The organism is Alkalilimnicola ehrlichii MLHE-1 (genome assembly GCF_000014785.1).
Taxonomy (GTDB): domain Bacteria; phylum Pseudomonadota; class Gammaproteobacteria; order Nitrococcales; family Halorhodospiraceae; genus Alkalilimnicola; species Alkalilimnicola ehrlichii.
Map to the genome: position 1 here is coordinate 301,799 of NC_008340.1, position 17,394 is coordinate 319,192.

General features: G+C 68.1%; 13 protein-coding genes. 8 read left to right on the forward strand and 5 right to left on the reverse strand.

Features of this window, described 5'->3' with window-relative positions; all coding sequences use genetic code 11:
* Positions 1-18: 18 nt before the first annotated feature.
* From MLG_RS01330 to rsmA, 3 genes are all read right to left on the reverse strand, one after another.
* A complete protein-coding gene (locus MLG_RS01330) occupies positions 19-3,321 on the reverse strand; it encodes a hypothetical protein (protein WP_011628017.1) in 3,303 nt (1,100 codons plus the stop codon).
* Entirely contained in the window at positions 3,318-3,473 is a 156-nt protein-coding gene (locus MLG_RS15320; protein WP_156774616.1) for a hypothetical protein, read from the reverse strand. Before MLG_RS15320 ends, MLG_RS01330 begins: the two co-directional genes overlap by 4 nt.
* Positions 3,474-3,575: 102 nt before the next feature.
* Positions 3,576-4,400 carry a 16S rRNA (adenine(1518)-N(6)/adenine(1519)-N(6))-dimethyltransferase RsmA gene (gene rsmA / locus MLG_RS01335; protein ID WP_011628018.1) on the reverse strand — a complete coding sequence of 275 codons (825 nt, stop codon included), beginning with the start codon at positions 4,398-4,400 and terminating at the stop codon, positions 3,576-3,578.
* A 95-nt stretch (positions 4,401-4,495) separates the two neighbouring features.
* Here rsmA and MLG_RS01340 point away from each other — a divergent pair, with 95 nt between their 5' ends.
* The 4 genes from MLG_RS01340 to lpdA all read left to right on the forward strand — a co-directional run bounded on the left by MLG_RS01340 (position 4,496) and on the right by lpdA (position 11,652).
* Complete coding sequence (locus MLG_RS01340; RefSeq protein ID WP_049753635.1) at positions 4,496-5,122, forward strand: DUF502 domain-containing protein; 627 nt, start codon at positions 4,496-4,498, stop codon at positions 5,120-5,122.
* A gap of 265 nt (positions 5,123-5,387) precedes the next feature.
* Complete coding sequence (gene aceE / locus MLG_RS01345) at positions 5,388-8,075, forward strand: pyruvate dehydrogenase (acetyl-transferring), homodimeric type (protein WP_011628020.1); 2,688 nt, start codon at positions 5,388-5,390, stop codon at positions 8,073-8,075.
* Between the two features lie 78 nt (positions 8,076-8,153).
* Complete coding sequence (aceF, locus tag MLG_RS01350) at positions 8,154-9,851, forward strand: dihydrolipoyllysine-residue acetyltransferase (protein ID WP_011628021.1); 1,698 nt, start codon at positions 8,154-8,156, stop codon at positions 9,849-9,851.
* A gap of 19 nt (positions 9,852-9,870) precedes the next feature.
* Positions 9,871-11,652, forward strand: coding sequence for a dihydrolipoyl dehydrogenase (gene lpdA, locus MLG_RS01355; protein ID WP_011628022.1), 1,782 nt, complete (start codon positions 9,871-9,873; stop codon positions 11,650-11,652).
* A gap of 512 nt (positions 11,653-12,164) precedes the next feature.
* Here lpdA and prmC read toward each other — a convergent pair.
* Positions 12,165-13,052 (reverse strand): peptide chain release factor N(5)-glutamine methyltransferase, encoded by an 888-nt coding sequence (gene prmC, locus MLG_RS01360; RefSeq protein WP_011628023.1) that lies wholly within the window; start codon positions 13,050-13,052, stop codon positions 12,165-12,167.
* Complete coding sequence (locus MLG_RS01365) at positions 13,049-13,324, reverse strand: Trm112 family protein (RefSeq protein WP_011628024.1); 276 nt, start codon at positions 13,322-13,324, stop codon at positions 13,049-13,051. The genes prmC and MLG_RS01365 overlap by 4 nt, the downstream gene beginning before the upstream one ends.
* A gap of 184 nt (positions 13,325-13,508) precedes the next feature.
* On the opposite strand from MLG_RS01365, the gene clpX reads away from it, so the two are divergent.
* The 4 genes from clpX to MLG_RS01385 all read left to right on the forward strand — a co-directional run bounded on the left by clpX (position 13,509) and on the right by MLG_RS01385 (position 17,394).
* The gene (gene clpX, locus MLG_RS01370) at positions 13,509-14,756 is read left to right on the forward strand and encodes an ATP-dependent Clp protease ATP-binding subunit ClpX (RefSeq protein WP_011628025.1); all 1,248 of its coding nucleotides are present in this window, start codon (positions 13,509-13,511) and stop codon (positions 14,754-14,756) included.
* Positions 14,757-14,875: 119 nt separating this feature from the next.
* Positions 14,876-15,952, forward strand: a complete 1,077-nt coding sequence (locus tag MLG_RS01375; RefSeq protein ID WP_011628026.1) for a 3-deoxy-7-phosphoheptulonate synthase — start codon at positions 14,876-14,878, stop codon at positions 15,950-15,952.
* 133 nt (positions 15,953-16,085) lie between these two features.
* A complete protein-coding gene (gene dksA, locus MLG_RS01380; protein WP_011628027.1) occupies positions 16,086-16,517 on the forward strand; it encodes an RNA polymerase-binding protein DksA in 432 nt (143 codons plus the stop codon).
* Positions 16,518-16,638: 121 nt separating this feature from the next.
* On the forward strand, positions 16,639-17,394 hold the full coding sequence (locus MLG_RS01385; RefSeq protein ID WP_011628028.1) for a phosphodiesterase: 756 nt from the start codon (positions 16,639-16,641) through the stop codon (positions 17,392-17,394).

The following is a 17,394-nucleotide window of genomic DNA, read 5'->3' on the forward strand; positions in this document are numbered from 1 at the left end:
CGCCGCACGCTTGCCTTTCTACTGAATGTGACGGGAAAGCCAGCCGGCATTCTGTCTGTATTTCCATTGACGGTCCTGTTGCTCCAGCTGTCCGCTGCCTGCTGACATGAAATTGTCCAGCCGCCCTCGGTTCTCGGCATACGCATCGGCCCTCGATTCGTCGGTAGGCTGTCCGTCTCGGGCCATGCGCACCACGGCCTTTTCAAACAGCTTCTGCGCCGGGTGCGGGTGCTCTGCGGAGAAGTCGCGTCGGGGGCCGTAGACGCCGGCCATGACGCCGGAGACGATCCATTGCAGGCAGTTGAGGATCGCCCGTTGGTGGAACACAAGAGCCTGTTCACGCCCGAACCGCTGTACTTGCTTCTGGCCATCCCGCTGAATCTCCACCTCGAACGCCTGCGGCCGACTGGTCAGGGTGTATAACAGCGGCCCCAGGGCCTCGGGCGGTAGCTGGCGCACCCAGGCGGCAATGGCGTCCCGTTGCGGGTCGTTGACGATGGTGTAGGCGATCCGGCTGGCCATGTCCCGGTCCCGGGTAAACCACTCGATCATCTGGCGCAGTCGGTGGGTGCCGCGCAGCAGGAGCAGGGCGGGTTCGACCAGGGTGATGGCGGCGAGATAGGCCAGGCGGCTCATCTCCTCGAAGGCGTCTTCGTCGATCCAGTCGACGCGCTCGTAGCCGACCTCCACCAGCGCCTGGTGCATCATGGCGAGCCAGAGGTCGAGGTGGCGGGGGTCAAGCGCCAGGCGCACGCTGCCCCCGCCGCCGACGCCGAGCACCAGGCGCAGGGAGGCGTGCAGCACGAAGCGGCCGTTGTGCAGGCCGAGCCGGAAGGCGGCCTCGCCGCCGACGCCGACGCGCACCTCGGGGTTGATCTCGGCGGCGGTCAGGGTTTTCCACTGGCGGGCCTCGTCCCGGGCGTAGCCCGCGCGGTCGATCTCGGCCATGGCCTGGTAGCGCGGCAGGCGCGCGAGCAGGTTCGCCGGCGGCTGCCAGAGCAGACGGCAGTGGTTGTGGCCGGCCAGTCCGGTGCCGGCGAAGGCCTCCAGTCGGGCATCGACGCCGTCGCGCTCCACGGGGGCGAGGCCGTTGACGGCGAGACGGCCCCCGGCGGTGTCGAGCCCGACGCCGCCGCCCAGCGCCACGGACACGGCGGCATGGCCGTGGAGCACGGGCTCGATGTGCAGGCAGTAGCGGCCGATGGAGCGGGCGTCCGGGTGATCCGCCTCCAGCCCGAACGGGACGATGACCGGCTCCGCCTTGGCGGGATCGGGCAGCTGGATGGGCGCGAGGGCGATCTCGCCACGGCCGAAGTCGAAGGCGTGCTGGCCGCGCAATCGCAACACGACCGGCGAGCCGTGCTGCCCGCGGGCCACGGTGGCGGTGATGCCCAGCTCGTCGAGAGCGAGGCTGGGGGCCACACTGACCGTCCGGCCGCCGGCGTTGCCCCCGGTGTCGATGCCGGCGGTGTCCTGGTAGCGGGCGGTCAGGCCGATGCGGGCGCCGTTTCCGGAAGCGGCTGTCTCCGGTTCGGCCTGCGCCACGGGTCCGGGCCGGCGCAGCCACAGGGGTGCCTCCCCGGACAGCGCCCGGTCGCGCCGGTCGGGCTCGGCGTATGCGCCGGCCAGCAGGCGCAGGAGCTGCGCCGGGCCACTGGCATCGAACAGGCGCATGGGGTGGTTGAGCGGGTCGGCGAACAGGATCCGGCGCAGGCGCCGGCCCCACTCCTCCCGGGCGCTGTCGTCGGCAAGGCGGTCGATGACCAGGCCCTGGTGGTCGAGGTCGTGGAAGAAGCGTTCCGGCTCGAACAGCCCGAGCGGCTCGCTGTGCCAGTCGGGGTTCCAGTCGAGCCGCCGGCAGCCGCGTCGGGTGAGCCACCCGGTCAGTGCCGTGTCGGGCAGGGAGCGGGGCTCGGTGACCGTGCGGCTGTCGTGCGCGATGGCGGCATCGCGCTGGCGGGCGTAGTGGGGGCGGGTCTCGCCCAGCTGGTGCAGGCTCAGGTGATCGAGGGTGCGCTGCCGACCGGGGCCGCTGAACTCGCGCAGGGGGAAGTCGGCGCGCACCAGCCGGTGGATCGGGGGCGGGCGGTAGGGTTCGGGGTCGCGGATGTCGTCGGGGCCCAGGTCCCAGTGCAGGACGCGCCTCGGGCGCGTGCGGTCCACCCGGCGCCGGGCCGTGCGGTAGAGGCGGTCCATGCGCTCGCGCAGCCGGTCGAACCGCGCCTGCTCGTCGGTGAACAGGAAGATGGGCAGCGGGGTGGCCCGGCCCGTGCCCTGTTCCCACTCCCTGAGCCGCGTGTCCACGTCCTCGCGCAAGGCGTCGAGTTCGTCCAGGGTCGCGAAGTAGCGGGCCACGTAGTCCACGCCGTCGGCGAAGCCGGCGTCCGGGTCCTCAGCCAGCGCCAGCTCGGGGGTGGCCACGCCCAGCCCGGCCAGCTCGATGAGACTGTCGATGTAGTGGCGGTAGTCCTGCTCCAGTTGCGGGATGTAGTGCTCGATCACGGAGGCGATCTCGCAGCGTTCGACGGCCTCTGGTACCGGGTCCTGGTCGCAGAGCGCCACATGCCGGCGGTATTGCTCCAGGATCTTATGGAGCGGCCGCGTCGGTGGCAGGCCCTGACCCTGTTCCAGGTGGGACCGAGCACCCTGGAAAGCAAGCTCCCGCCGCCGGTGATAGCGCTGCAGCGCCTCGCGGATGCGCGCCTCGCTGTCGCCGTGGACCAGGGCGCTATCGACGACATAGCCGGCCTTCTCGGCCTTGTCCAGGCCGCGTTGATAAAGGGCCTGAAGTGCGTCGAGATGGTCGTTGCTCTCGTGGATGCGTGCCGGTTCCGGGCATTGGGTCGGTACGGCCGAAGGCATTGAATGGTCGCCGGACCAGGATTGCGAGGTGCTCACGCTGGTGGTGCCCTGGAAAGGCACGCCGTCCACCACCCGTTGCAGCAGCGTGTCCGGGGCCTCGTCCTGAAGGGCGGCGAGCTGCTGGAGGGTCTGCGCGAACCGTTGGCGGTCCGCTTCCCCCAGGAAACTGACCGGATGCGCGGGCAGGAAGCTGTCCAGCACGCCCGCCTCCTCGGACAGCCGCCGGTTGCGCTCGTCGCGGTCGTCCACGGCGGCGATGTCGGCCAGCTTGTCGGCCGCGTGGTGCATCGCGGCGGCGGCTGTGGCGTTGAGCAGCCAGAACTCGCCGGAGCCGGTGAGATAGACGATGTCCGCCCACAGGAACGTTGCGCACAGGGGGCGCGGGTCTTCGTGGAAGAGGTCGTCGTCGCGGCCGCGCGGTCCCGCGGGCCAGACCTGGGGGGCGATGGAGTCGGTCATGCACGGGGCTCCCGGGCCGCCTCGCGCAGGCGTCGCTGATGGTGCAGCAGCGTCAGCCAGTTGTGGGCATCGACGCGCAGGCCGATCCGAGTGGGTGGCGCCTCAGCGCCTGCGCGCGGCAGGGGAAAGTACAGTCCGTTGTCTTGTTGCATGCCGGCTCCGTGGCATAAGTCCATGATTCCGTCTGCAGTCTATGGGGCCCGCGTCCCTTCATCAAGTCGACGCATTGTGAGGATAAGAGGGCATGGGGCGGCTCAAGGAGTATCTCTGCTTGCGTTCCGTTTTGTTCTGGTGTGGGCCTGGCTCAGGGCGGCAAACTGCTCCAAGGACAGATTCTCGGCCCGTTCTCGGGGGTCAATTCCGACTCCGATAATGGTGTCAGCGGACATTAACGGGCGCAGGGTGTTGCGTAGGGTCTTGCGGCGCTGGGAGAAGGCCTGGGTCACCAGCCGGGCGAATGCCTGCTCGTCGCCTACGTCCACCGTGGGTTCGGCGTGCGGCACCAGCCGGACGAAGGCGGAGTCCACCTTGGGCGGCGGGCGGAAGGCGCCCGGCGGTAGCCGGAACAGGTTGGTGACCGCGCAGCGGTACTGCACCATTACCGACAGCCGCCCGTAGGTCTTGCTGCCGGGCGGTGCGGCCAGCCGCTCCACCACCTCCTTCTGCAGGGTGAAGTGCATGTCCTGGATGACATCGGCGCTCTCCAGAAGGTGGAAGAGCAGCGGGGTGGAGATGTTATAGGGTAGATTGCCCACCACCCGCAGCCGTGCTGGCGGTGCTGGGGCCAGCTGGCGGAAGTCGAAGCGCAGGGCATCGGCCTGGTGCACGGTCAATTCACCGGCGGTGCGGGCCCGCGCCTGCAGCGGGGCCACCAGGTCGCGGTCCAGCTCCACGGCGGTCAGCCGCCCGGCGGCGCGCAGCAGCGGCAGGGTGAGTGCCCCCTCGCCGGGGCCGATCTCCACCAGGGGGTCGCCGGGCCGGGGGCGGATGGCCTTGACCATGCGGGAGATCAGTGTGGGATCGTGCAGAAAGTTCTGCCCGAAGCGCTTGCGGGGGCGGTGGCGGCGGTGGTTGTTCATGCCACGCAGTTTATCCGGCTGCGCCCGCTGCGGAAATGGGCGATGCTCGTATGCAACGTGGCAAGTCGGGAGACAGGCAGATGATCAACACCACCGTGCGTCGGCTGGGCGGCACGTTCTTTAAGGGGTTGGCGGCAATCCTGCCCGCCGTGGTCACCGTTTATGTGTTGTGGTGGCTGGGCAGCACCGCCGAGGCCATCCTCGGCGGCCTCATCCAGTGGGTGTTGCCCACCAGCTTCTACATCCCCGGACTGGGTTTGATTGCGGGGGTCGGTCTGGTCTTCGCCCTGGGGGTGCTGCTCCAGGCCTACGTCTTTCGGCGCATCTGGGAGTGGGGCGAGGGGCTGATGACCCGCCTGCCGGTGATCAAGACCATCTACGGCGCGGTTCAGGACTTGATGGGCTTTTTCTCCGGCGACGCCACCCGCAAGATGCAGCAGGTGGTGGTGGTGGACCTGCCCGGCGTGCCCTTCCGCCTGCTCGGCATCGTCACCCGGGAGGACTTCTCCCAATTGCCGGACGCGCTCGGCGGCGGGGACACCATCGCGGTCTATACCCCCATGAGCTACCAGATCGGGGGCTACACGCTGATGCTGCCCCGGGACTGCGTGCACCCCATCGATATGAGCGTGGAGGATGCCATGCGCTACGCGGTCACGGCCGGCATGTCGATAAAAAAACCCACGCCTGCTCCGGGCCCATCACCCGGTGAGAATCATTGACGGGTGCTGGCAAGACGGGTTTCGGGTAACTATGATGGTTTGCGGACCATAACGACGGGGTCATGCTGCGGCTCGGGAGCCCGGCCGGCATCACAATGAGAACAGCCGGTCTGGGTTTCGAGGCCTGGCCCCTAAACATAACGAAGCCGCCACCAGTCTCGGCTGACGCGGATACAGGGCCCAAAAGGCCCGGTATTTCGGGACCTCCGACTCCGGATCCCTGCCGCTGACGCCGCGCGCGTGGCTAAACCCAAGAGGTGAACCCATGGCTGCAGTTGAACCCCTCCCAGAGGGTGATGTTGATCCGCTCGAGACCCGGGAGTGGCTCGAGGCACTCGAGGCCGTTATCGAGGAGGAGGGCCCCGAGCGCGCCCAGTACCTGCTGGAGCAACTGGTCGAGAAAACCCGCCGACGCGGCGGCGTGGCCCCCTTCAAGGCCACCACTGCGTACGAGAACACCATCCCCCGCCACCTTGAGGCCCGCTCCCCCGGAGACCACCAACTGGAGTGGCGCCTGCGTTCGATCATGCGCTGGAACGCCATGGCGATGGTGGTGCAGGCCAACAAGGAGCATGACGGTATCGGGGGGCACATCGCCTCCTACGCCTCGGCGGCGACGCTCTACGAGACCGGTTTCAACCACTTCTGGCATGCGCCGTCGGACGAGCACGGCGGCGACATGGTCTTCATCCAGGGCCATTCGGCGCCCGGTATCTATGCCCGGGCATTCCTCGAGGGCCGCCTCACCGAGGATCAACTGCACAATTTCCGCCAGGATGTCGGAGGTGAAGGCGTTACCTCCTATCCTCACCCCTGGCTGATGCCGGAGTTCTGGCAGTTTCCCACCGTCTCCATGGGGCTGGGGCCGATCATGGCCATCTACCAGGCCCGGTTCATGAAGTACATGCATGACCGCGAGGTCATCGACACCGAGGGCCGCAAGGTGTGGGCCTTCATGGGCGACGGTGAGATGGACGAGCCGGAGTCCTTGGGGGCGATCGGCTTGGCCGCCCGCGAGAAGCTGGACAACTTGGTGTTCGTGGTCAACTGCAACCTGCAGCGGCTGGACGGCCCGGTCCGCGGTAACGCCAAGATTATCCAGGAGCTGGAGGGCGAGTTCCGCGGCGCCGGCTGGAATGTCATCAAGCTGATCTGGGGCTCCGGCTGGGACGCGCTGCTGGAGCGCGACCGCACTGGGCTGCTGCGCAAGCGCATGGAAGAGTGCGTGGACGGCGAGTACCAGAACTTCAAGGCCAAGGGCGGTGCCTACACCCGCGAGCACTTCTTCGGCAAGTACCCGGAGCTCAAGGACATGGTGGCCCACATGTCCGACGAGGAGATTGCCCGGCTCAACCGCGGCGGCCACGATCCGCACAAGGTCTACGCCGCCTACCACGCGGCGGCCAACCACAAGGGCCAGCCCACCGTCATCCTGGTGAAGACGGTGAAGGGCTACGGCATGGGCGAGGCCGGCGAGGGCCAGAACATCACCCACCAGCAGAAGAAGATGGGTGAGGCGGCGCTCAAGGCCTTCCGCGATCGGTTCGATATCCCGATCCCGGACGATAAGATCGCCGAGGCGCCCTTCTACAAGCCGGACGATGACAGTCCGGAGATCAAGTACCTGCACGAGCGCCGCCAGGCGTTGGGTGGCTACCTGCCCAGTCGTCGCACCGAGGCGGCGCCGCTGAAGGCGCCGGCGCTGTCCGCCTTCGACGTGCTGCTGAAGGACAGCGGCGACCGCGAGATGTCCACCACCATGGCCTTCGTGCGGGCGCTGACCATCCTCACCCGCGACAAGGACCTGAAAAAGCACATAGTACCCATCGTGCCGGACGAGGCGCGCACCTTCGGCATGGAGGGGCTGTTCCGCCAGCTGGGCATCTACTCCTCCGTCGGTCAGCTCTACACCCCGCAGGATGCGGATCAGCTGATGTATTACAAGGAGGACAAGAAGGGGCAGATCCTGCAGGAGGGGATCAACGAGGCCGGTGCCTTCTCCTCCTGGATTGCGGCGGGCACCAGCTACAGCAACCATGGCGTGAACATGGTGCCCTTCTACGCCTACTACTCCATGTTCGGCTTCCAGCGCATCGGGGACCTGGCCTGGGCCGCCGGCGACATGCAGGCGCGCGGCTTCCTGATGGGCGGTACCGCCGGCCGCACCACCCTGAACGGCGAGGGGTTGCAGCACGAGGATGGCCACAGCCACCTGCTGGCCTCGACCATCCCCAACTGTCGGGCCTATGACCCCACCTTTGCCTACGAGATGGCGGTGCTCATCCAGGACGGGCTGCGGCGGATGTACGTGGATCAGGAGAACTGCTTCTACTACATCACCATGCTCAACGAGAACTACCGGCAGCCGGCCATGCCCAAGGGTGCCGAGGAGGGCATCGTCAAGGGCATGTACCTGTTCCGCGAGGGCAAGAAGAGCTCTGGGAGGAAGAAGGCCCCGCGGGTGCAGCTCATGGGCTCCGGTTCCATCCTGCGCGAGGTGATTGAGGCGGCCGACCTGTTGCAGCAGGACTTCGGCGTGGAGGCGGACATCTGGAGCGTTACCTCCTTCACCGAGGTGCGCCGTGAGGGCATGTCCGCCGAGCGCTATAACACGCTGAATCCGGAGACGAAGAAGCCCCGGGTGCCCTACCTGCAGGAATGCCTGAAGGGGCGCGCGGGGCCGGCGATTGCGGCGACCGACTACATGCGCACCTTCGCCGACCAGATCCGTCCTTGGATGGATCGCACCTACCGGGTGCTGGGCACGGACGGCTATGGCCGTTCGGATACCCGCGAGAAGCTCCGCCAGTTCTTCGAGGTGGACCGCTACCACGTGGCGGTGGCCGCACTGAAGGCACTGGCCGATGACGGCGTCGTGCCGGTGGCTAAGGTCTCCGAGGCCATCCGTAAGTACGGCGTGGACCCGGAGCGGCCCGACCCCTGGACGGCCTAGACCCTCCAGAACCGGCCCGGGGCGGTGTGTCCCGGGCCCTGTCGAGTCGCAAGCCCAGCAGCCGGAAGGAAGAACAACATGGCAGACGTCAAAGAAGTCCGCGTCCCCGATATCGGTGATTTCGCCGAGGTGGACGTGATTGAGGTGCTGGTCGCCCCCGGCGACCGGATCGAGAAGGAGCAATCGCTGATCACCCTGGAGTCGGACAAGGCCTCCATGGAGGTGCCCTCCAGTGAGGCCGGGGTGGTCAAAGAGGTCAAAATCAAGGTGGGCGACAAGGTCTCCGAGGGGGACGTGGTCGTCTTGGTGGAGGCCGAGGAGGGCGGTGATTCGCCCGCCGAGGCCCCGACGGGCAGCGACGCCGGGGCGTCCGCCCCAGCCGCCGGCGGTTCCGATGCCCCAGCCGCCGGGGGCGGTGAGGCCGTCCAGGTGAAGGTTCCGGACATTGGTGATTTCGCCGAGGTGGATGTCATTGAGGTGCTGGTCAGCCCCGGTGACACGGTGGAGCAGGAGCAGTCGCTGATCACCCTGGAGTCGGACAAGGCCTCAATGGAGGTGCCTTCGAGCCACGCGGGCGTGGTCAAGGAGGTCAAGGTCAAGGTGGGCGACAAGGTCTCCGAAGGGGATACGGTCGCCGTGCTGGAGAGCCAGGGTGCCGGTGGGGGTGCCACGGCCTCCGCGCCAGCCAAGGAGGCAGGGGAGGCGGCAAAGCCGTCCCAGGAGCCGGCCGAGACCTACGCCGCTGACAGCCAGCGCGAGGCCGCGGCGCCGGAGAGCTACAAGGCGAACGCCTACCTGCTCACCGACTCCCGTCCGCCCCAGGCACCGCCGCCCATCGACCGCGAGGCCCATCGCCGCGCCCACGCCAGCCCGGCGGTCCGCCGCTTCGCCCGTGAGCTGGGCGTGGATCTGGGCCAGTTGCAGGGCAGGGGCTCGGGCCGCAAGGGGCGCATCCTCAAGGAGGACGTCCAGGCCTACGTCAAGCAGGCCCTGGCGGGGGGCGGAGCGGCCGCGGCACCGGCCGGGCAGGCCGGTGGCGCCGGCATCCCGCCCATCCCCGAGGTGGACTTCAGCAAGTTCGGCGAGGTGGAGCGCCAGCCGCTCTCGCGCATCCAGAAGCTCTCCGGGCCGCACCTGCAGCGCTCCTGGCTCAATGTGCCCCACGTCACCCAGTTTGACGAGGCGGACATCACCGAACTGGAGGCCTTCCGCAAGTCGATGAAGACCGAGGCGGAAAAGGCCGGGGTCAAGCTGACCCCGCTGGCCTTCATGGTGAAGGCCTCCGCGGCGGCGCTGCGGGCCTTCCCGCGCTTCAACAGCAGCCTGGCGCCGGCCGGTGATGAGCTGATCCTCAAGAAGTACGTGAACATTGGCGTGGCGGTGGATACCCCCAATGGCCTGGTGGTACCGGTGATCCGCGATGCCGACCGGAAGAGCGTCTACCAGATCGCCGAGGACCTGGGCACGCTCTCTGCCAAGGCGCGTGACGGCAAGCTGGGGCCGTCGGACATGCAGGGCGGTTGCTTCACCATTTCCAGCCTGGGCGGCATCGGCGGTACCGCCTTCACGCCCATCGTCAATGCGCCCGAGGTGGCCATCCTCGGGGTCTCCCGCTCGTCCATGAAGCCGGTCTGGAACGGCAGCGAGTTCGAGCCGCGGTTGATGCTGCCACTGTCGCTGTCCTACGACCACCGGGTGATTGACGGCGCCGCCGGCGCCCGGTTCACCGCCTGGCTGGCTCAGGCCCTGGGCGACATTCGCCGGCTGTTGCTGTAACCGACGGGGGATACCCGAGATGGCAGATTTGGTAGAAGTGAAGGTTCCGGACATCGGCGACTTCGACGCGGTGGACGTCATCGAGGTGCTGGTCAGCCCGGGTGACGAGATCGAGGTGGAGCAGTCGCTGATCACCCTGGAGTCGGACAAGGCCTCAATGGAGGTGCCTTCGAGCCACGCGGGCGTGGTCAAGGAGGTCAAGGTCAAGGTGGGCGACAAGGTCTCCGAGGGGGATGTGGTCTGCACCCTCGAGGCGGCTGAAGCCACGGCCGGGGGCGAGGCCCCCGCCACCGGCGGCGGCAGGGCGGAAAAGCCCGCCGAGCCGGAACCGCCGGCCGCGGCCACCAGGCCCGCCCCGGCGGCCGCCCCGCAGGGGGATGCCCCGGTGGACGCCGACTGCGACGTGCTGGTACTGGGCGCCGGCCCGGGCGGCTACACCGCCGCCTTCCGGGCGGCGGACCTGGGCCTGAAGACGGTGCTGGTGGAGCGCTACCCGACCCTGGGGGGCGTTTGCCTGAACGTGGGCTGCATTCCCTCCAAGGCTTTGCTGCACGCGGCCAAGGTGATCGACGAGGCGGAGCAGTTCGCTGACCACGGCATCACCTTCGGTAAGCCCAAGATCGACATCCGCAAGCTGGCCGACTGGAAATCCAGCGTGGTCAAGAAGTTGACCGGCGGACTGGCCGGTCTGGCCAAACAGCGCAAGGTGGAGGTGGTGACCGGCAAGGGGGCCTTCAAGGACGCCTACCACCTGGAGGTGGACGGTAAGGAGGGCAAGCGCACCATCAGTTTTCGGCACTGCATCATCGCCGCCGGCTCCCGGCCGGTGGTCCCGCCCCCGCTGGCGGTGGACGACCCCCGGGTTATGGACTCCACCGGCGCGCTGGAGCTGGAGGAGGTGCCGGAGCGGCTGCTGGTGGTCGGCGGTGGCATCATCGGCCTGGAGATGGCCTGTGTGTACGACGCGTTGGGCAGCAAGGTGACGGTGGTGGAGCTGGCGGACCGGCTGATGCCGGGCGCGGACGCCGATTTGGTGAAGGTGCTGCGCAAGCGCATCGATAAGCGCTATGACGCCATCCACCTGAACACCCTGGTCAAGGAGCTGAAGCCCAACAAGAAGAGCATCACGGTGAAGTTCGAGGGCAAGGACGCGCCGGAGAGCGACCGGTTCGACCGGGTGCTGCTGTCGGTGGGGCGCCGGCCGAACACCGACCTGATCGGCCTGGAGGCCACCGGGCTCAAGCCCAATGATCAGGGTTACATCGACGTCGATGAGTATATGCGCACCGGTGTGTCGCACATCCATGCCATTGGTGACATCGTCGGCCAGCCGATGCTGGCACACAAGGCGTCGCACGAGGGCAAGGTGGCGGCGGAGGTTATCGCGGGCGAGAAAAGCGCCTGGGATGCCCGGGCGATTCCATCGGTGGCCTACACGGACCCGGAGGTGGCCTGGGTGGGCATCACCGAGGAGGAGGCGAAGGCGCAGGGGATTGCGTACGAGAAGGGCGCCTTCCCCTGGGCCGCCAACGGACGGTCGCTGTCGCTCAATTACCAGGACGGGATCAGCAAGCTGTTGTTCGACGAGCAGTCGGGGCAGCTGATTGGCGCCGGCATCGTCGGCCCCAACGCCGGTGACCTGATCGCCGAGGCGGCCCTGGCCCTCGAGATGGGCGCGGAGGCGGCGGACATCGGCCTGACGGTGCACCCGCACCCAACCCTGTCCGAGACCGTGGCCATGGCCGCCGAGGCGGCGGAGGGGACGCTGACCGATCTCTATATCCCCAAGAAGAAGAAATAGCAGCGCCGCGGGGTGCCTTGCGCCCTCGCTTATCGTGGCCGTCGGGGTTTAGGCTCTGGCGGCCTTTTTGTAGCTGGATAAGTCGTGATCGTCCGTGGTGGTTCGTGGGTCCGTGGGCTTGCGGTGACCCGCCCCACCAACGGCCTCCGGGGGGGTTCTTGGTCAGCGGGGCTTGCGGCGGCGTCACGGAGACCAATGCGGCCCGCGGGCAGTACCTCGGGATCAATCGGGGCGCACAGGGGCGCACTGGGGCAGCCAGGGTGGCACGAGAGCAGCCTTCCGCGAGCCAGTACCCTTTCAATCGACAGGGGCGAGGCGGGGGTTCGGATGCGAATCGTAGGCAGCAGGGATGCTGCCTACGAGCCCCCATGGATGGGTTTACGGCGTATTCGCATCCGAACCCCCGCCTCGCCCCGTTCCGCGGCTTCCCGCAGCCACCGGGCCTAAGGCCTCTTCAGCCTTCTCCCTACCCCCGACATCCAACCGCCGACACACCCCGTCCAGGCGCGCTGTCAGTCCAGCCGCCCGACCGTCACCCGCTCATGCCCGGCCAGGTCCCGCAAGGTCTCCACCCCGCCGAACCCGGCCTCCAGGAACAGTCGGCGCACCGCCTCCCCCTGCTGAAAACCGTGCTCCACCATCAACCAACCGCCGGCCACCAGATGCCCCGGCGCCTCGCCGACGATCCGCCGCAGGTCACCCAGCCCGTCCCGTCCGGCCGCCAGCGCCGACCGCGGCTCGAAGCGCACATCGCCCTCATACAGCTCAGGCTCGTGGACGCCCACATAGGGCGGATTGCTCACCACCAGATCAAAACGCTCACCGGCCAGTGGGCCGAACCAGGACCCCGCCACCACCTGCACCCGATCCGCCAGCCCTAACCGGCGGGCGTTCTCCCGGGCCACCACCAGGGCCCCGGCGCTGGCCTCCACCGCCGTCACCCGCCACGCCGGACACTCATCCGCCAGCGCCAGCGCAATGGCCCCGGTGCCCGTGCCCAGGTCCGCCACCCGGAGCTGCCGGTCGCCGTCAACCCGGGCCAGCGCCGCCTCAACCAGCAGCTCCGTCTCCGGGCGGGGGATCAGCGTCTCGGCCGTCACCTTCAGCTCCAGCGACCAGAAACCGCGGCGGCCCGTCAGGTGCGCCACCGGCTCGCCGGCCAAACGGCGGGCAAGGAGTTGCCGGAAGCGGGCCAGGCTGGATGCCGGCGGACGGTGCTCGGGATGGGCCAGGAAAAAAGCGCGATCGCGCCCCAGCGCGTGCGCCAGCAGGGCATCGGCGTCCGCGGCCGGCGAGTCGCTGCCCGCCGCCTCCAGTCGGGTGCGGGCGGACCGGCGCAGCTCGGCCAGGGTGGGCTGCGGCGGGGTGGAGCCCGTGGCGGGGTGCGCTTCCCGGGTCACGCCTCGGTGGTCGGCCGGGCGGCGGAGGCCGGGATGGCGCGCTCCTCCAGCATGATCGGGATGCCGTCCTCCACCGGATAGATGCGCTGATCGTTCTCCGTGATCAGGGCCTCACGCAGCGGCGTCTCCACCGGGCTGTCGTCCATATGCCGCACCTCGCCCTGCTCGATCCGCTGGTTGAGTCGCTTCAGGGCATCCGCCTCCAGCAGGCGCACCGGCTGCTTGGTCACCGGGCAGCACAGTATGTCCAGCAATTTCTTGTCCAGGCTCATCGTTGCGGGCTCGACTGCAAAAAGTGGGTCTCCAGTATAGCACCGGGCACCGCCAGCCCGGTTCCGGTAAGGGCAAGCCTTGCCGCCCGGCGATGCCGCTCAAGACCTGGCGGCGTCTGCCGTTTATTGGCCCAGGACACAACGGTTCGCCAACGGGCGGATTTCAGGCATTGGGGGGATACCCATGGTGGAACACGAGCCTCAACACCAGGCAAGGGGTGAGCACCGACAGGACCACGCGCACTGCTCCTTCTGTGGGCGCCCCGAGGACCAGACTGGGCCGCTCATCGCCGGGGCGGAGGCGTGGATCTGTGAAGACTGCGTGGCCGAGTCCAAGGCGCGGCTGGACAGCGAATTCACCGGATCACTGACCGACCAGCTGGCCGGTCTGTCCACCCCGAGGCAGCTGCACGCCCACCTGGACGGCTACGTGATCGGACAGGAACGGGCCAAGCGCCAGTTGGCGGTGGCCGTCTACAACCACTATAAGCGACTGATCTGGCGCGGTGCCCGCCGGCCCGGTGAGGTGGCCAAGAGCAATATCCTCATGGTCGGGCCCACCGGCAGTGGCAAGACCCTGCTGTTGGAGAGCCTGGCCCGCCACCTGGAGGTGCCCTTCGTCACCGCGGACGCCTCCACCTTCACCGCCGCCGGTTATGCCGGGGCCGATGTGGATGACATCGCCGTCCGGTTGCTGGAGGCCGCCGGTGGTGATCCTGCCGCCGCGCGTCGGGGCATGGTCTTTCTGGACGAAGTGGACAAGCTGGCATGCCGCGCACCGGGCGGCAGCGGTAACGGTCGCGACTTCTCCGGTGAGGGGGTGCAGCAGGCGCTGCTGCGTCTGCTCGAGGGGCGGGTGGTTAACGTGCCGCGCCGGGGCCGCGGGGGCGGCGTCCACAGCGTGGACACCCGCGACGTGCTGTTTGTCTGCGGCGGCGCATTCCAGGGGCTGCGTCAGCAGATGGCCGGGCGTCGCGCCGGCGGTGGCGTGGGCTTCGGGGCCCGCCTGGCCGAGACCGCCGAACCGCCGGCAGTCCCGGATGCGGACGACCTGGTGCACTACGGACTGATCCCCGAGCTGGTGGGACGGCTGCCGGTGGTCACCACCCTGGAGGCATTGAGCGAGGCACAGCTACTGGAGGTCATCAGTCGGCCGCGCAACGCCCTGCTGCGCCAGTACCAGGCACTGTTCCGGCAGGACGGCTGTGAGCTGCACTTCACCGCCGGCGCCCTCGAGGCCCTGGCCCGGCGCGCCGCCGAGCGCGGCACCGGTGCCCGTGGTCTGCGCGCGGAGCTGGAGCGCCTGTTGCTGGAACCCATGTACCACGTTCCGGCCCGGGGCGATGTCGAGGCCGTGGTGGTTACGACCGAGTCAGTGGCTGGGGCACCTGTGCGCTACTGCAGAAGCCAGGCCTTGCGGCAGGTGGGTTAGGCAGCCGGTGCCCGCCTTGCGTAACAGTAAGTTTGGCGGTAAGGGGCTGGAGCGGCTAATATGTCGCCCTTGTGTCCAACTAGTCGGCCCTTGTAGTGGCCGGGAGCACCGAACCGCCTATGTCTGATCGTACTGTGGACGACCTGAACGTCGAGAAGATCGAGCACCTCCCCACCCCCGCCGAGATCAAGGCCCAGCTGCCGCTCAGCGAGCAAGCCCGCCGTCTGGTGGTCGAGGGTCGGGAGACCGTTCGCAACATCCTGGATGGCAAGGATCACCGGCTGTTGGTGGTGGTGGGGCCCTGTTCCATCCACGACCCCAAAGCGGCGCTGGACTATGCCAAGCAACTGAAAGCGCTGAGTGATCAGGTGGGCGACAGTCTGTTCATCGTCATGCGGGTCTATTTTGAGAAGCCGCGCACGGTGACCGGGTGGAAGGGGCTGATCAACGACCCCGACATGGACGACTCCTTCCGGATCGACAATGGCCTGTTCCAGGCGCGCAAACTGCTGCTGGACCTGGCTGAGATGGGACTGCCCACAGCCACCGAAGCGCTCGACCCGATCATCCCGCAGTACCTGCAGGACCTGATCACCTGGACGGCCATTGGTGCCCGCACCACCGAATCGCAGACCCACCGCGAGATGGCCAGCGGCCTCTCCACGCCGGTCGGATTCAAGAATGGCACCGACGGCAGCCTGGACGTGGCCATCAACGCCATGAAGTCCGCCGCCCATCCGCACAGCTTCCTGGGCATCAACTCCCGCGGCGAGTGCAGTATCATCCGGACCCGCGGCAACAGCTACGGCCACGTGGTGCTGCGCGGCGGCCATGGCCAGCCCAATTACGACAGCGTGCACATTGCCCTGTGCGAGCAGGAGCTGGAAAAGGCGGGGCTGCCCGCGCGGATCGTGGTCGACTGCAGCCACGCCAACTCCAACAAGGACCCGGCGCTGCAGCCCATGGTGCTGAAGGACCTGGTGCACCAGATCCTGGAGGGCAACCAGTCGCTGGTGGGCGTCATGCTGGAGAGCAACCTGGGCTGGGGCAACCAGAAGCTGGGGGCCGATCCCGCTGCCCTCGACTACGGGGTCTCCATCACCGATGCCTGTATCGACTGGCCGACCACCGAGCAGGGTCTGCTGGAGGCGGCGGAAAAGCTGCGCGAGGTGTTGCCCCGGCGGGCCGCGGCCTGAAGGGTCGACGTCGTGAACTGAATCAATAATAATGTAAAGAACGTGCCAAAACCCGACAAAGGGTTGGCATACAGGCGGCGGGCGCTGACGCCGTTTCCGGCGCGGCGCGGCTGTGACCATGGAGGACACCATCATGGCTGACAAACGCAGGCTTCCCGTGCACGGCATTGAGCCGTACCAGCCGGAGGAAGGCGAGGAGTACATGAGCGAGGCGCAGCTGGAGCACTTCCGCCAGTTGCTGCTGGCCTGGAAGCGCGAGCTGCAGGAGGAGGTGGAGCGCACCGTGCACCACATGCGCGATGACGCGAACAACTTCGCCGATCCCAACGACCGCGCAACCCAGGAGGAGGAGTTCGCCCTGGAGCTGCGAACCCGGGATCGTGAGCGGAAGCTCATCCGCAAGATCGACCAGACCCTGGAGAAGATCCGCAAGGATGATTACGGCTACTGCGATCAGTGCGGTATCGAGATCGGGCTGCGGCGGCTGGAGGCCCGGCCCACGGCCACGCTGTGTATCGACTGCAAGACGCTCGAGGAGATCCGCGAGCGTCAACGGGTGGCCTGACCCCGCCAGCGCTGAGCTGAACCTGAGGCCCACCCCGGCGCTGCCGGGGTGGGCCTTGTCATTTTCTCAAGGGCTGCGCCCCGGCCCGTGGCGTGGCTGATCACCCCTGCAGGTTGCCCCCATGCACGCACAACGGCTGGTGCAGATCACCGACTGCCACCTCAGTGCCGCCCCCGGCAAGCGGGTTCGTGGCATGGATCCCTGGCGCAGCCTGGATGCGGTGCTGGCGGCCATCGGCCGCGGTCCCCGCCCCGATCTGCTGCTGGTCTCCGGCGATCTGACCCAGGACCTGGGCAAACCCGTGCTGGCGCGGTTGCGTGAGCGGTTGGTACCGTTGGCCGACCGGGTACTGGCCCTGCCTGGCAACCACGATGACCCGGAAGCGTTGGCACGGGTCTTCCCCGGCAGCCCCGTGGATACCGGTGCCACCAGCCATTCGCTGGGCGAATGGCAATTGCTACTGATGGACACCTCGCGCCCCGGGCGCGTTGAGGGCGAGATGGGGGTACAGCGCCTGGAGGCGCTGGAGTTCCTGCTGCACGAGGGCCCGGCCCTCTGCGCGGGCCACCATCCCCCGCTGGCCTGCGGTTCGGCCTGGCTCGACGCCATTGGGCTGGAGGATGGTGCCACCCTGCTGGCCTGGCTGAAGCGCCACCCGCAGGTGCGTGGGATGCTCTTCGGCCACATCCACCAGGCCCTGGACCGGCGCCAGGGCGCACTGCGCCTGCTCGGCACGCCCGCCACCAGCTTTCAGTTCCGTCCGGGGCGGGCCCGCTTTGCCTTGGATACGCGGCTGCCCGGTTATCGCACGGTCAAGCTCTGGCCCAACGGTCGCCTGACCAGCCGGGTGTCGCGGGTGGCGGTGCCCGGCACCTGA

Excerpts from the sequence above, each read along its gene's own strand:
- MLG_RS01330 (WP_011628017.1), bottom strand. The coding sequence starts at position 3,321 with ATGACCGACTCCATCGCCCCCCAGGTCTGGCCCGCGGGACCGCGCGGC.
- MLG_RS15320 (WP_156774616.1), bottom strand. The coding sequence starts at position 3,473 with ATGCAACAAGACAACGGACTGTACTTTCCCCTGCCGCGCGCAGGCGCT.
- rsmA (WP_011628018.1), bottom strand. The coding sequence starts at position 4,400 with ATGAACAACCACCGCCGCCACCGCCCCCGCAAGCGCTTCGGGCAGAAC.
- aceE (WP_011628020.1), top strand. The coding sequence starts at position 5,388 with ATGGCTGCAGTTGAACCCCTCCCAGAGGGTGATGTTGATCCGCTCGAG.
- aceF (WP_011628021.1), top strand. The coding sequence starts at position 8,154 with ATGGCAGACGTCAAAGAAGTCCGCGTCCCCGATATCGGTGATTTCGCC.
- lpdA (WP_011628022.1), top strand. The coding sequence starts at position 9,871 with ATGGCAGATTTGGTAGAAGTGAAGGTTCCGGACATCGGCGACTTCGAC.
- MLG_RS01365 (WP_011628024.1), bottom strand. The coding sequence starts at position 13,324 with ATGAGCCTGGACAAGAAATTGCTGGACATACTGTGCTGCCCGGTGACC.
- clpX (WP_011628025.1), top strand. The coding sequence starts at position 13,509 with ATGGTGGAACACGAGCCTCAACACCAGGCAAGGGGTGAGCACCGACAG.
- MLG_RS01375 (WP_011628026.1), top strand. The coding sequence starts at position 14,876 with ATGTCTGATCGTACTGTGGACGACCTGAACGTCGAGAAGATCGAGCAC.
- dksA (WP_011628027.1), top strand. The coding sequence starts at position 16,086 with ATGGCTGACAAACGCAGGCTTCCCGTGCACGGCATTGAGCCGTACCAG.
- MLG_RS01385 (WP_011628028.1), top strand. The coding sequence starts at position 16,639 with ATGCACGCACAACGGCTGGTGCAGATCACCGACTGCCACCTCAGTGCC.